Origin of the sequence: Rhizorhabdus sp. (genome assembly GCF_018006725.1) — a bacterium.
Classification (GTDB): Bacteria; Pseudomonadota; Alphaproteobacteria; order Sphingomonadales; family Sphingomonadaceae; genus Rhizorhabdus.
In genome coordinates this window covers 1-14618 of record NZ_JAGMXV010000118.1, presented here as the reverse complement: position 1 = coordinate 14618, position 14618 = coordinate 1, and the positions used below count along the sequence as shown (strand labels likewise).

The window sequence follows — 14618 nt, the reverse complement described above, 5'->3', positions numbered from 1 at the left end:
CATAGGCACGGGTGACATCGACCTCGTCGGCAGACAGCGTGCTTGCAAGCGCGGCGGTGCCGATCGCGCCATCCATCTCGGCGATGCGCATCAGCCCGTCGATGACGGCTGCATCGACCCGGTCGGCATCGATCCGCTGGCGGAGCTGATCGGACTGCTGCCGCGCTTCGGCCTTCAACAGTTCGCCGCGCGACGCATCCAGACGCTGAAGGCCGGGCTGCAACATCTCCACGACGGCCCCGATGTCGGTTCCGGGTGCGACGCTGCGCAGCAAATCGGCGACGTGCGAACGGGCAGCGTCCGCGAGGGTTGTCAAAAGGGTCAGGCGCAATTGCTCCTCGACCTCGGCGGTCTCGATGCTTGCGAAGATAGCCTCGAGCCCGAACAGCGCATCGGCGGTGAAATAGGCCGTCGCGACCTGCGCCAGCGCAACGCCTTCCTCCTCGGCAATCTCGAACGGAGCGACGATGCCGAGCCGGTTTATCACGCGGTTCGACATCTTTGTCGCCAATATCTGCGGGCGCAGCCGGTGCTGGCGGATCGCATCGGCAAAGGTCTTGCGCATCGCCTCGGGGAAGCTCGCCAGCAGCAAGGGCTCCAGCGCCGGATCAGCGGTGGCGTCGCTCGCCTCGATCGCATCCTGCAGCGCCAGCTTGCCGTGCGACAACAGGATCGCCAGTTCGGAGCGCGTCAGTCCCTGCCCATCCTGAACGCGGCGCAGGAGCATGTCGTTGCCGTCGAGCCCGTCGACGGCACGGTTGATGCGCCCTGCATCCTCCAGGATTTCGATCACGCGCAACTGCGAGGGCAGGGCATCCGCGCCGCCGCGCTCGGCGAGCGAAAGCGCCAGCGTCTGCAGTCGGTTGTCCTCCAGCACGATCCGTCCGACGTCGTCGGTCATGCGGCCGAGCAGCGCATTGCGCTTGTCGAATGGCAGCCGGCCTTCGTTCATCTCGCGGTTGAGGGCGATCTTGATGTTGACCTCATTGTCGGAGCAGTCGACGCCGGCCGAATTGTCGATGAAATCGGTGTTTATCCGGCCGCCCTTGAGCGCAAAGGCGATGCGCCCTGCCTGGGTTACGCCCAGGTTCGCGCCCTCGCCGATAACGCGCGCCCGCACGTCCTCGCCATTGACGCGGTGTGCCTCGTTCGAGCGGTCGCCGACCTCGGCGTTTGTCTCCGAGTGCGCCTTCACATAGGTCCCGATGCCGCCGAACCAGAGAAGATCGACCGGGCTTTTGAGGATCGCTGCGATGAGAGCTGACGGATCGAGAACATCGTCCTGAATGTCGAGCGCGGCCTTGACCTCGGCCGAGATCGGAATCTCCTTCTGATCGCGCGGGAAGATACCGCCGCCCTTGGAGATCAGCTTGGCGTCATAGTCCATCCAGCTGGAGCGAGGCAGGGCGAACAGCCGCTGGCGTTCCGCGAAGGAGTGCGCCGCGTCGGGGTCCGGATCGAGGAAGATATGGCGGTGGTCAAAGGCCGCGATTAGCCGGATCGACTCCGACAGCAGCATGCCATTGCCGAACACGTCGCCCGACATGTCGCCACAGCCGACGACGCGGACAGGGTCTTTCTGGACGTCGACGCCCATCTCCGCAAAGTGACGCTGCACCGATACCCAGGCGCCGCGTGCCGTGATGCCCATTGCCTTGTGGTCGTAACCATGGCTGCCGCCGCTGGCGAAGGCGTCGCCCAGCCAGAAGCCGCGCTCCACCGCGATGGCGTTGGCGACGTCGGAGAAGGTGGCGGTGCCCTTGTCGGCGGCCACGACGAAATAGGGATCCTCGCCGTCGCGGACGACGACTTTGGCCGGGTGGACCACCTTGCCGTCGACGATGTTGTCGGTGACCGACAGCAGCGAGCGGATGAAGATGCGGTAGCTTTCGGTGCCCTCGGCCAGCCAGGCGTCGCGATCGGACGGCGCGGGCAACTGCTTGGCATAGAAGCCGCCCTTCGCCCCGGTCGGCACGATCACGGCGTTCTTGACCACCTGCGCCTTCATCAGGCCGAGAATTTCAGTGCGGAAATCGTCGCGCCGGTCGGACCAGCGCAACCCGCCGCGCGCGATCGGCCCGCCGCGCAGGTGGATGCCCTCCACACGCGGGCTGTACACCCAGATCTCCCGCCATGGAACCGGAGCGGGCAATCCGGGGATACCGCTCGAATCGATCTTGAAAGCCAGCGCTTCCTTGGCGGCCGGCGAGAAGGCGTTGGTCCGCAGCGTCGCGCGCACGACTGCGCGGAAGCGACGGAGCATGCGGTCGTCGTCGATCGCGCTGACCTGCTTCAGGCCGGTCTCGATCGCGGCGTGGAGCGCTTCGGCGCGCTTGTCGTCGCGCTGCCCGGGCTGATGCAGCGAGCGGAAATAGGCGATGATGTCGCGCGCCACGCCGGGTGCCTTTTTCAGCGCTTCTACGGCAGTGGCGAGGCCATAGGAGAAGCCGGTCTGGCGCAGATACCGGAACCAGGCCCGGAACAGCACCGTCTCTTCGGGCTGCAGGCCGACAGTCACGATCAGTTCGTTGAACAGATCGTTTTCGGCGCGCCCTTCGAGCGTGGCTGCGATCGCGCCCTCGGCAATGGCGGCGTTCTCGAGGAGTTGCGCGATGCCGTCGGGATTGGCGACGTCGAGCAGGAAATCATGGATATAGCCGACATCCCCGCCGTTCAGCGGGGTCGGTATTTCCTCCAGCACCCGAAAGCCGAAATTCTCCAGCACGGGCACGGCTTCCGAAAGCGGGATCAGCGCGCCCTTGCGGTAGATCTTGAGCCGGAGGCGTCCATCGGGATCGCGTTCCTTGCGATAGAGGCGACATCCGCGTGCTTGCCCGTCGGGCAGGGCGTTCATGCGCAGGATATCGGTCGCCGCTTCGGACGGGGTCGAATGGGTGCGATAGGTACCGGGAAAAGCCGCCGCATAGTCGATCGCCAGGCGCGCTGCCCGGTTGGCCGGCTCAAGTTCCGCCAGCTGGGCTTCGACCGCAGGTTCCCAGCCCCGCAGCATTTCCGTCAGGCGCCGGTCGAGCGGCTCGCTGTCGGGCACGTCGGCATGCGGGGGAAGGTCGAACATATAGCGGATCTGCGCGATGTCGCCTTCGCCGAGCTGCAGCGACCAGTTGGCCAAAGTAGCGCCGGTGGCCTCGCCCAGCATGTCGGCAATCGCCGTGCGGCTGCCGGTGGTCAGAAGCTCCCGGGGGAGCCAGACGATTGCCACGAGATGCTCGCCGAGCGTCGTCCGCACGAGTTCGAGGCGCGGGCGCGGCCGATCGACCAGCGACATCGCGCTCAGCACGACCCGTTCCAGCGCATCGGCAGGGAGCGCCAGGACGAGATCGGGCGGCAGTTCCGACAGCGCGTGGTGCAGCGCCTTGCCGGCGTGCCCGCGTGGATCGAAGCCGAGCTTCTCCTCCAGCGCGTTGAGCCGTGTGCGCAGAACGGGAATCTCGTCGACCGGTGTGCGCAACGCCGCGCTCGTCCACAAGCCGGCATGGACCGACAGGCCCTTGATCTTCTTGCCCTCGCGCACCGGGCTGACGATCAGGTCGAGCGGGGCGCGGCGATGGACCGTAGAGCGGCAGTCGGATTTCAGCACCAACGGCGCGCTGCCGCCTTCCTCGAACCAGGCGAGTGCAGCTTTTGCCGTGTTCTTGCGCCACAATTCGGGCGACCCGACGCGCATGATTCCGAGCGGGGTCGAGGGCTCTCCGGCCCCTTCAACGCGATGGCCGAGAAGCGTCAGATTGCCGTCCAGCAGCCAGCGCAGCAGGGCCGCGCCCTCGCCGTCGGGCAGTAATTCCGCGTCGTCGCGCATCGCGACCTGCATGGCCTGCCAGTCGCGGACGGCGCCGCGCACGTCGGCCAGCACCGATGCGATCGCTTGGGAGAGGGCCTGCCGGTCGCGCGCGTCGACCCGGTCGGCTTCCAGATAGATGAAGGATTCGCGGCGTTCGCCGACGCTTCCGTTGGGGAGCAGTGCAGTCAGCACGCCATCTTCGTTGCGCCGGACCGCCACCACCGGGTGGAGCAGGCGGCGGACTTCGACATTGTGGTTCGCCATGGCGGCAGAAACAGAATCCACCAGGAAGGGCATGTCGTCATTGACGATCGCGATCCGCATCAGGCGGCGGCCGTCACTCGTGCTGCCGACGCTCTGGACGGTGATCGCGGGGTGGCCCGGCTGGCGCTTGTGCGCGACGTCCGCAAGGAAATGGGCAGCGGCGTCCAGCTGCGCTTCGTCCATGCCGGCCAACTCGCCGGGCAGGGCGCCGCTCGTCAGAGCCTTGGCGAAGATGCTGGGGAAATCCTGGCTGTCCGACTTGGAAAGATCAGCCGCTTCGATATCCATCTGGTCCGCTCCTGCTCGCCGCGTCCAGTCTCGGCCGGATCACGAACGGGAAAACTCTCCCGGATATGGCCTCCTATCCGAACAGTCTCAAGACATGGTTACGATTGTTACGGAAAATGCAAACTCCATGCGGGCGGTGCAAAGGCGAGGGCGCTTTTTCCCGCGCTTTGGCGGAAATGCGCAAATTTCTGCCGCCTGGCGCTCAATCGCTCAGTATGTCCCGGACCTGCGGCGCAAGCTGAAGCGGGTCGAAGGGCTTGGTGATCACACCAAATGCTCCGGCTGCGAGATACTCGTCGACATCCTCGGGGCGGGCCCGGGCCGTAACGAACACCACCGGAATCGAGGCGGTACGCGCATCGGCGCGCAGGATACCGAGCAGTTCGGGCCCGCTCATGCCCGGCATCATGACGTCGATCATCGCCAGGTCGGGGCGCCAGCCGTCGGTTGTCAGCAGGTTCAGCGCCGCATCTCCGGATTCGGCGGTACGCACGTCGAAATTCGGATCGAGCTTCAGCGCCATCTGCACGATCAGGCGGATGTCGCTCTCGTCGTCCACATAGAGAATGCGCGTGGGGTCACTCATTGCGGGCCTCCATGGCGATCGACGATGTCGAGCACGGTCGTGGCGAGGCGCGACAGAGCGCGCCGCGACTTGACGATCACCGCATCGGCCAGCCGGCGGGTCTCCTCGTCGATTTCCTGCGCGGAATAGACGATGATCGGCAGCGGCCGTTTCCAGCGTTTGACGTCGGTCAGCAGCCGCTTGCCCGATCCGTCGGGCAGACCGAGATCCAGCACGATGGCATCGGGCAGGCGTTCTGCCAGAATCTTTTCGGCTGACCGCAGGCTGGTGGCGTTAAGCAGCAGGCCGCGTCCGGCCAGCGCCGCAGAGAACAGCTCGCGGGTGTCGTCGTCGTCGACGACGTGCAGGATCACGGCCTTGCGATGGTCGGCTCTGCGGATCGCGCGCTGTACGATCTGCACCATGGTGCGCGGATCGACCGGGCGTTGCAGCCAGCCGGCCAGAAACCGGTCGCTGCCATCGCTTGGCGGGACACGATCGCTCACGACGATGATCGGGGTCGGCTGCCCAGCCCGGTTCCGCGCGAGCCCGAAGCGCCGCACGGCGTCTATTCCCTCCACGTCCCCCATTGCGGGATTGAGGATGACCGCCTCATAGGGCTGCGACCGTGCGTGGGCGATCCCGTCCCGCACCGTCATGACGAAGTCGCTGGCATAGCCCTGGGCGTTCAGCATCGACTGGATCGAACGCCCGTGCTGCGGCTCCTGCTCGCACACCAGCAGGCGTACGGCGTTGTCGGATTCGGTCAGGCTGGCGGTGTCGCGCGGAATGCTGAAAGCGAAGATGGCGCCGCCCTGAGCCCGGTTCTCGAACGAGATGTCCCCGCCATGGCTCCGTACGATCTCGCGCGATATGGCGAGGCCCAGGCCCGTGCCCCCCACTTTCCGATTGGCCGGGCGGTCGGCGCGGGCAAAGCGGTTGAAGATCGACCCGGCGAAATCCGCCGCAATGCCCGGCCCGTTGTCGGTAACCTGGATGACATGATCCTCCTCGCCGGGGAACAGCTCGAACCGGATGGTCGAGCCCTCGGGGGAGAATTTCAGCGCGTTCGACAGGAGATTGCCGGCAACCTGCACCAGCCGGTCCTGATCGGCGCAGGCCATGACGGGATGCGGCGGGGCGGCGCATTCGATCGTCACCGACCTGCGCTGGGCGAGCCCCTGCATCGATTCGACGGCCTTTTGCATGACGTCGCGCAGATCGATCACCGCATAGTCGAACGCCATCCGCCCTTTTCGGATCTGGTCGATGTCGAGGATGTCGTTGATCAGGCGGATCAGCCGCTGGCTGTTGGTCTCGGCGATCTCGGCCAGACGCTGCGCGTCGCCGGGCAGGGCTCCGGCCGCGCCGCTGCGCAGGAGGCCCAGCGAGCCGACAATCGAGGTCAGCGGCGTGCGCAGTTCATGGCTGACGGTCGATATGAAGTCGTCCTTGAGCTGGTCGACCTCCTTGCGACGGGTCGCGTCGCGCAGCGCGGCGACGATGTGGACCCCATCGGGCAACTCCATCGTGCCGAGTACGACGTCGAGGGTGATCAACTCGCCGGCGCTCGTGCGCCCCGTGACGTCGATCAGCTCGGTCTTGGCGAGCCGTCCATCGCGCACGCCCAGCCGCGACAGAAAGGAGCCCTCGCCGGGAGCGATGTCGATCAGCGTAGCGATGTCCCGGCGCAGCAGTTCGGCGGCGTTGTAGAGAAACATGCGCTCTGCGGCGGGATTGATCGTCTCGATGCTGCCGCTGGGATTGATCAGGATAATCGCATCGGTCGCGCTCTCGAAGATTGCGCGCTGCCGTGCCGCGATATCGGCGCGCTCACGGTTGAGCAGATGGCGCATCCGCCGGTCCCGGCCGATCCAGATGCCCACGCTGCCCGCGATCAGGCTTGTTATCAGTATCGAGGCAAAGACCTGAAGACGGATCTCTTCGAAGCGGTGCTCCTCCGCGCGCATTCCCCGTGCAAGCCCGGCGCCGGCACGGGTGGTCATCCGGTCGACCACGGCGCGAATCTCGTCCATCAGGCGCTGGCCCTCACCGGCGCGCAGTCGCTCGATTGCCCCGGCGGGATTGCCGCCATCGCGTATTTCCAGGGTCCGCCGCATTTCGTTCCACTTCGCGGCGTTCAAGCGGAGCAACTCGGCCAGGTCGGCGGCATCCTGCGGCGAGGAGGTCAGGCGCCGAACGGACGCCACCCGTTCGGGTGTTCTCGCCCTGGCCTCAAGATAGGGTTGCAGGAAAGCGCGGTCTCCGGTGATCAGATATCCACGCTGGGCCGACTCAGCATCCTTCAGCAACGATGTCAGCTCGACCAGCTGGTGTTGATAGGCCTGGGTGCGGTAGATGGCGAGCCGCGTATGTATGTCGTGCCGCGCTTCGTTCTCGATCCAGAGGCTGAACCCCGCCAGCGTCAGCGGCGCTATCGCCGCGACCATCGCGATCGACAGCCAGCTGGGCTTGACGTTGGAGCGGCGCGCCCTGATCCGCGTCATTCAGGTTGCAATAGCGGCCGCATCGCCAGGATCGCCTGTGTACGGTTGGTGACTCCCAATTTGCGGAAGATGGCCGACAGATGCGCCTTGATCGTCGCCTCCGACACGCCCAGGTCACCGGCGATCTGCTTGTTCAGATCGCCGCTCGCCAGCGCCAGAAGCACGCGGCGCTGAGCACCCGACAGCGATTCGAACCGCTTGCGCAGATCGTCGACCCTGGGCTCGACAGGACTGCTCTGCGGGAACACGCGCCCGCCATTCAGGATCATCTCGATCGAGGCGAGGGTGCGTTCGAGCGGCAGCCGTTTCGACAGGAAGGCTGCAGCGCCTACTGCCTGCGCAGTCGACACCATCTGCTCGCCGTCGTGCGAGGAGATGATCGCGATCGGCGTACGTTCGAGCAGATGCTGCAGCTGGAAGAAGCCGCCAAAGCCGTTGGAGTCCGGCAGTTCATAGTCGAGGATCAGCAGCCGATAATGGCCATTCCGCCGGATCAGGTCTTCGGCTTCCGCGATCGAGCCGGCCGTGTCGACGACCATTCCCGCATGCCGTGCGCTCATCGAAAGCTGGATGGCTTCCCGGATGAGCGGATGATCGTCCGCCACCAAAATCCGCCCGTTAAGCACCGTCAATCCCCGATACGCAAAACCGCCGAACAAGGAGCCGGCGATCCACTCCCTTGCGCCTCTTCCCTCAGCCCCCACCCGACTGGAGAAAAGATTGTAAGACTTTAGTATAACCATCAACGCCATGGGGGAAGAAGGCATTTTTAGGTGATTCTCCTAATCGATCGGGAGGCGCTGTTCGCGCCGCTTCTGTCTGCGTGCCTCGGTATTTCGCCAAGTATCTTGCGAACGATTGCGGAGGTCGATTTCGCCGATCTGGCAGCCTGCCGGGCGCAAGCGGTGTTGATCGTCGGGCCGATCGAGGACTGCTGGCGGAAAGCGCTCGACGCGGCGGCGGCGAAGGGGAGCAGGGTGGTGCGAATCGCCTGTGAGGCGGGGGAGCCGTCCACCAACGGGACACAGGCCTATCCCGTCATCGGTCCGGCCATCGACCTCGCCACGCTGCGCAGCGCTCTGCCCCCCGAACTGGCCTCGCAGCTGCGCGGCCACGATGGCGGTGCGGTCGACCGTCTCGGGGTTCTGCTCGGCAAGGATGCGGCGGCCGACATGGTCATGCGCTTCCACACGGGCCTCGCCGATGGCGTCGCGGCGATCGACGGCGGAGCGGATATGGCCCCGATCGGCCATCGGCTGGGCGGCATGGCGGGGATGCTCGGCCTGCCGCTGTTGTCTGCCGCCTGGCTCGGCCTTCAGCGTGACGTGCGGCTCTGGCCTGCGGCGCGCGCCATCACGGCAGAGGCGCTCCGCGAGGCGGGCATCCCCTAGGCCGGGCTTGACCGCCGCCGCCGTCGAGGCCAAGCGGCGGGCGCGCCACGTCGTTTCGCTGGGAAGCCCTGATGTCCGAGACCTATATCCTGACCCTGTCCTGCGTCGACCATCCCGGCATCGTCGCCGCCGTCTCGACCTCGCTCGCCCGCCACGGCGCCAACATCATCGAGGCGCAGCAGTTCGACGATCTGATGACCGGTCGCTTCTTCATGCGGGTCGAGTTCGCGCTCGTCGGGGGCGCCGACCTCGCCCAGGTGGAGGCGGGTTTCGCATCGGTGGGGGCCGACCATGGTCTCGACTATCGCTTTCGCGCTTCTTCCTCACGCAAGCGCGTGCTGCTGCTGGCCAGCAAGTTCGACCATTGCCTCGCCGACCTCCTCTATCGCTGGAAGATCGGCGAGCTGGAGATGGAGCCGGTCGGAATCATCTCGAACCACCCGCGCGATACCTATGCCCATCTCGATTTCGGCGCGATCCCCTTTCACCATTTGCCGGTAGCGAAGGATGCCAAGCCGCAGCAGGAAGCCCGGATCAAGGCGATCGTCGAGGAGACCGGCGCCGATCTGGTGGTGCTGGCGCGCTACATGCAGATATTGAGCGACGACCTCGCCCGCTTCCTCGCCGGGCGCTGCATCAACATCCACCACAGCTTTCTGCCCGGCTTCAAGGGCGCCAAGCCCTATCATCAGGCGCATGCGCGCGGGGTGAAGCTGATCGGCGCGACCGCCCATTATGTTACGGCCGACCTGGACGAGGGGCCGATCATCGAACAGGACACCGAGCGCGTCAGCCACCGCGACACACCCGACGATCTCGTCCGCAAGGGCCGCGACATCGAGCGGCGCGTTCTCGCCAGTGCGGTCCGGGCCTTTCTGGAAGATCGGGTGCTGATGAACGGGGCGACGACCGTCGTCTTTTCCTGACGGCCGCCGCCCGACCCCTCAGCGGAACGCGGCGAGAATTTCGGCGCCGCGCTTGCCGCGCAAGATGCCGCAGCTGTGGATCTGCTCGACCGTGCGGTCGAGGCTGAGCGCCCCGCGCTGGTGCTTTTCGACCTGTGGGCGGAAGTCCTTTTCGACCTTCGCTGCCTTGTCGACCGAGCAATAGCGGATCGGCAGGCTGGGCAGGCGCCCGGCCGCGAACAGCCCGGCATTCTTGACCAGATCGTCATAATGGCCGGTGACATAAGCATAGCTCATCTCGACCGTCTCGGGCTCCAGCGCCAGATATTGCAGGATCGACAGGCGATCGGGATTGCGCAGCCGCTCGTCGTCCAGCTTGCCGAGCAGCCAGCGCCCCGTTTCGGCCTTGCCGGTCGAGGCGAGCGCACCGATCGCGCTGTCGCGGAACAGCGTGTCGTCGGTGCTCGCTGCGCGCTCGAACAACGTCTCGGCTGCCGGCAGCCCGCCCTTCGCCAGATAGGCGCCCAGCGCCGCGCCGAGATAGGACTGATCGAGCGCCTTGGCGTCGCCCGCCATCCAGTCTGTCGCCGCCTTGGCGAGGCGCGTCTGCAACGCCGGATCCTCGGCCTCGCCGGCGAGCAGGCCGACCAGATCGGACCGCAGCTTCTGCAGATCGCCATCGTCCGCCGCATGGGCGCCGGTCGCCGGGTCGAAGCCGATCGCGGCCAGCCTGGGGCCATAGGCATCGGTCAGGAAGCGGCGATAGCCGGGCAGGGCGTCGCCTGCGATCATGCCGCGCTGGCGCAGGCCCGCCAGCCGCAGGCCGCCGTCGACCGCCGCCACCGAATAGCTGTTGGCTGCCATCGCCCGCGCAGCGTCGAGCAGCAGCGACGGCGGCAGTTCGCCCGCCCGGAAGCCCGCCCACAGGCTGTCGGTCAAGGCCAGCGCCTCGCCCGGTGGCAGCGTGCCCGCGCCGGCGATCATCGTCTTCCACTCCGCCTCGGGCAGCGAGAAGCGATAATAGCCGGTGCCCCCCGCATTGGGGATGATCATCCCCGTGGCTGCGACGGGTATCACAGCCGAGGGCTTGTCGAGCAGCGAGCATTGCCGCGTCTCGCCGACGCGCATGCATAGCGGGATGATCCAGCTCTGCGCCGGCAGCTCGGTGCCGAGCAGCGCATAGCGCTTCTGGCTGACCGCGAGGCCGCCGGCCGTCCGCTCGACCCGGACCACGGGCACGCCCTGCTGGTCGACGAAGCTCTTGAGCGAGGCCAGCACGCGCGGATCATGCGCGGCATCGGCGAGCGATCCGAAGAACTGGTCGGTGTTCGCCGTGCCATAGGCATAGCGTTTCAGGTGGAGTCGCACGCCGTCGCGGAACTTCTCGTCGCCCAGATAGGCGGCGATCATCGCCACGACCTGTCCGCCCTTGCCATAGGTGACTTGGTCGAAGGCGCTATCGATGTCGCCATTGGTCGGGATCGGCTGATGGATCGGGCGGCCCGCTTTCAGCGCGTCGGTGTTCATCGCCGCAAAGGCCTCGTCGATCGCGCCCGCGCCGATCTTCAGGTCGGGGCGCCATTCGTCGCCGATGCGGTAGCCCATCCAGTTGGCGAAGCTCTCGTTCAGCCACAGATCGTCCCACCAGGCCGGGGTGACTAGGTCGCCGAACCACTGGTGCGCCAGTTCATGCGCGACGACCATGCCGAAGGTCTTCTTCTGATCGGTCGAGGCACCGCGATCGAGCAGCAGGATCGTGTCGCCATAGATGTCGGCGCCTGCATTCTCCATCGCGCCGGGCATCACCGGCGATCCGATCTGGTCCAGCTTGGGGAAGGGGAAGCCGGTGTCGAAATATTTTTCGAGCAGCGAGACGATCGGCTTGGTGTTCTCCAGCGCGAAGTCGAGCTTGTCCTTATAGGGCTGGGTGCCCACGATGCGGATCGGCAGCGGCTCCTTGCGCTGCGCGGTTGCGGGCACTTCGCTCGACGCGGTCGCGAAGGGGCCGACGACGAACGCCATCAAATAGGTCGGCAGCGGCCGGGTCGCGGCAAATTCATGGCGGACCAGATCGCCCGCCTTGACGCTGCGCGCGATCGGCGCGTTGCTGAGCGCGGTCAGGCCGGGCCGGGTGGTGATCGAGACGGTGAAGGGCGTCTTGTAGCCGGGCTGGTCGAAGCCGGGGAAGGCGGCGCGCGCGTCGATCGACTGGAACTGGGTCCAGGCATACCACTGGTCGGCGACCTTGATCCGGTAGAGCCCCGCCGGGCCGTCGCCGAAGGGCGCGTCATAGTCGAAGCTGAGCGTCGCCTTGCCGGCCGGCAGGGGACTGGCGAAGTCGAGGCGCAGCACGCCGGACGGATCGACCTCGGCATGGCGAGCGGCGATCGTCTTGCCGGCGATGCTGGCGACCGCCTTGCCGATCTTCATGTCGCGGGCATGGAGGTAGAGGAAGCTGGACGGCGCCTTGAGCGACACGTCGATTTCGGCATGGCCGGAGAAACGCTCCTGATCGGGCAATATGGTCAGGTCGAGCCGATAGGCGATGGGCGTCGCGGCGTCGGACAATATGCCGCGCGGGACGGCAGCGGTGGCTTCGGTCGGAGCCGCCATGGCGGACTGGGCGAGCGGAAGCGAAAGCGCGGTCAGGGCGACGGCGGCAAGCAGCGTTTTCATTCGAGACACCCTCTTGATCTGATGACCTGCTGCTATAGCAAGATAATACAGCGGACAAGCGGGCCCGTCGTTACGCGGGTGCAGAATCGTGCGGACAAGCGTGTCGGTCCTTGGTTATGCTGGCCGAGGTGGGCTGCTGATTCCGCGTGTGGAGATGGTAGCGCGATGGTGACGAAGGCGTTGATGGGCGTGCTGGCTCTGGCGGTGGGGCCGGCGCAGGCGGAGCCGGGTATCCGGACGGTCCCCGTGATCTTTTCGGGCGGCACCACGCGGCAGGTGATCCATGGGTCGATCCGCGGCTATGACGTGATCGACTACAGCCTGCGCGCGGCCGCCGGTCAGAAGCTCAGCGTCGTCTTCACCACCAGCAACGGCTCCAGCTATTTTAACGTCGGGGTGCAGGGTGCCCCCGAGGCGCTGTTCAACGGCGCGACCTCCGGCAATCGCTTTTCCTCGGTGCTGGCGGCTAATGGCAGCTATGCGGTGCGCGTCTATCTGATGCGCAACGCCGCCCGCCGCAACGAAGTGGCGCGCTACACCCTCACCATCGGGCTGGCCGGGGCCGGCCCGGTCGCGACCGCAGGCCTGTGGCCGCCGGGGCGCGGCGGGACGATCCAGCGCGCGGTGCGTCCGTCCTTCTGCCGGGGCGAGGTATCGGGCATGTACGCCGTCCGCGCCGGCGAGGTTCGTTCGGGGCCGATCGTTCCCGTGCCGGGCGAGGGCAGCGCGATCGACGGCAGCGTCGACAAGGGGGGCGAGGGGATCAAGCGCTTCCGCTGCCGCTTCGACGCGCGGGGCCGTTTCATCGACGTGATGGCGATGACCAGCGACGGCGAATGATCGTCGATATCAGGCCGCAGCCGGGACCGGCCTGACCGACCCCAGGCGCGAGACGACCAGCAGCATGAGCGAAAGTGCGAGCCAGGCCAGCGCCGCCGTCGCCGCTGCGCCCGCGCCATGGCGCTCGACCAGCGGGGCCGCTGCGAGCGGGCCGATCACCGTCCCGCCCAGCTGCGCCGTGCCCACCAGCATCGCGCCGCGTCCGCTCGGATCGACCGCGAGGACGGCGGGCATCTGAAAGGGTGGCACGAAGATCCAGACGAAACCGAAGGCTGCTGCGGCTGTCAGCATGACGAGGCTCGATCCGCCCTGCGTCAGAAGCAGCACCGCGGCCCCCGCGATGGCGATGCCCGCGATCCAGGCCGCCATCGCGCCGAGGCGGAGCGCCAGGATCGCCGCGAGCAGCCCGCCGGCGATCTGCGCGGCGATGCCGATCGACACCGCATGACCCGCCGTCCGCGCGTCGAACCCGACGCCGCGCAGCACCGGCAGCAGATAGACCCACAGCGACATGATCCCGGCGAGGAAGGCGGCAATGGCGAACAGCGCCACGATCGCCCGCCCGCCGGGCAGGCCGCGCACCGCATGGCCTGCGCCGGGCAGTGCATCGGTCAGCCAGAGCAGGGCGATCAGCATCGCCAGGTTCATGGCGACGAGCAGTCCATAGGCCCCGCTATGGCCGAAGGCGGGGGCGACCACCTCGCCGATTGCCTGCGACAGGGCCAGCGCCAGCACCGATTGCGCGGTGACATAGATGGCGAACAGGCGCGCGGGCTGGGCCGAGCGCGAGAACACCCCGATCAGCGCCCACAGCAGCATGCCCGCACCCGCGCCATTGACGAAACGCAGGGCTACGATCGCGCCGCCCTCGGTCAGGATCGTGCCGCCATTGGCGATCAGCATCGCCACGATGGCGAGCCCGGCCTTCGCCTTGAGCCGGGTGAGCGGCAGGCAGAGCGCCGCCAGCGTGCTGGCGATCGCCATCCCAGCCGCTTCCGCAGTCGCAGCCAGGCCGATCTGCCCCATGTCGAGCTTGCCCGCCGCGCGCAGCAGTTCGAGCAGCAGCGGCTGGAGCGCCGAGATGCACCCCGCGCCGATGCCGAGCAGGACGAAGGGCAGCCACCGGACCTCGGGTGGTGCCGAATCCTCATGCCTCTCGGATATCGTCCTGCCGTCGCCCATCGCCTCGCCCCTCGCTCGCGCCGGACAGGCGGTCGGGGCATGAGCGCACGCGCGGTCCTTCGACCGCCGGCCTTGCATCCCATCCTCGCCCCGCCTGTTCCTGCGGTGAGCCGGCAGCAAGCCAGATGCGGCTGGGGCCGTCAATCGTCTTACAGCTAGCTGTAAGAATAGGGCCGCACTAAACCAGGGACAGTATACTAT

The 14618-nt window shown here is 66.9% G+C and carries 9 protein-coding genes; 3 read left to right on the top strand and 6 right to left on the bottom strand.

Features of this window, described 5'->3' with window-relative positions; genetic code table 11:
• The 4 genes from KAY22_RS16005 to KAY22_RS15990 all read right to left on the bottom strand — a co-directional run.
• A partial coding sequence (locus KAY22_RS16005; protein ID WP_296624370.1) for an NAD-glutamate dehydrogenase domain-containing protein occupies positions 1-4351 on the bottom strand: 4351 nt, incomplete at its 3' end.
• Positions 4352-4553: 202 nt separating this feature from the next.
• Entirely contained in the window at positions 4554-4937 is a 384-nt protein-coding gene (locus tag KAY22_RS16000) for a response regulator (protein ID WP_296624369.1), read from the bottom strand.
• A complete protein-coding gene (locus tag KAY22_RS15995; protein WP_296624368.1) occupies positions 4934-7423 on the bottom strand; it encodes a CHASE3 domain-containing protein in 2490 nt (829 codons plus the stop codon). The genes KAY22_RS16000 and KAY22_RS15995 overlap by 4 nt, the downstream gene beginning before the upstream one ends.
• Positions 7420-8028, bottom strand: coding sequence for a response regulator transcription factor (locus KAY22_RS15990; RefSeq protein ID WP_296624367.1), 609 nt, complete (start codon positions 8026-8028; stop codon positions 7420-7422). The genes KAY22_RS15995 and KAY22_RS15990 overlap by 4 nt, the downstream gene beginning before the upstream one ends.
• 168 nt (positions 8029-8196) lie before the next feature.
• Here KAY22_RS15990 and KAY22_RS15985 point away from each other — a divergent pair, with 168 nt between their 5' ends.
• Together KAY22_RS15985 and purU are read left to right on the top strand one after the other, a co-directional pair.
• Positions 8197-8814, top strand: a complete 618-nt coding sequence (locus tag KAY22_RS15985; RefSeq protein WP_296624366.1) for a hypothetical protein — start codon at positions 8197-8199, stop codon at positions 8812-8814.
• 71 nt (positions 8815-8885) lie between these two features.
• Complete coding sequence (gene purU / locus KAY22_RS15980) at positions 8886-9740, top strand: formyltetrahydrofolate deformylase (RefSeq protein WP_296624364.1); 855 nt, start codon at positions 8886-8888, stop codon at positions 9738-9740.
• A gap of 18 nt (positions 9741-9758) precedes the next feature.
• Here purU and KAY22_RS15975 read toward each other — a convergent pair whose 3' ends face one another.
• On the bottom strand, positions 9759-12395 hold the full coding sequence (locus tag KAY22_RS15975) for a M1 family metallopeptidase (protein ID WP_296624363.1): 2637 nt from the start codon (positions 12393-12395) through the stop codon (positions 9759-9761).
• A gap of 165 nt (positions 12396-12560) precedes the next feature.
• Here KAY22_RS15975 and KAY22_RS15970 point away from each other — a divergent pair, with 165 nt between their 5' ends.
• Positions 12561-13235, top strand: a complete 675-nt coding sequence (locus KAY22_RS15970; protein ID WP_296624362.1) for a hypothetical protein — start codon at positions 12561-12563, stop codon at positions 13233-13235.
• Between the two features lie 9 nt (positions 13236-13244).
• On the opposite strand, the gene KAY22_RS15965 is transcribed toward KAY22_RS15970, so the two are convergent.
• Positions 13245-14417 carry a hypothetical protein gene (locus tag KAY22_RS15965; protein ID WP_296624361.1) on the bottom strand — a complete coding sequence of 391 codons (1173 nt, stop codon included), beginning with the start codon at positions 14415-14417 and terminating at the stop codon, positions 13245-13247.
• Positions 14418-14618 lie beyond the last annotated feature (201 nt).

Excerpts from the sequence above, each read along its gene's own strand:
- KAY22_RS16000 (WP_296624369.1), bottom strand. The coding sequence starts at position 4,937 with ATGAGTGACCCCACGCGCATTCTCTATGTGGACGACGAGAGCGACATC.
- KAY22_RS15995 (WP_296624368.1), bottom strand. The coding sequence starts at position 7,423 with ATGACGCGGATCAGGGCGCGCCGCTCCAACGTCAAGCCCAGCTGGCTG.
- purU (WP_296624364.1), top strand. The coding sequence starts at position 8,886 with ATGTCCGAGACCTATATCCTGACCCTGTCCTGCGTCGACCATCCCGGC.
- KAY22_RS15975 (WP_296624363.1), bottom strand. The coding sequence starts at position 12,395 with ATGAAAACGCTGCTTGCCGCCGTCGCCCTGACCGCGCTTTCGCTTCCG.
- KAY22_RS15970 (WP_296624362.1), top strand. The coding sequence starts at position 12,561 with ATGGTGACGAAGGCGTTGATGGGCGTGCTGGCTCTGGCGGTGGGGCCG.
- KAY22_RS15965 (WP_296624361.1), bottom strand. The coding sequence starts at position 14,417 with ATGGGCGACGGCAGGACGATATCCGAGAGGCATGAGGATTCGGCACCA.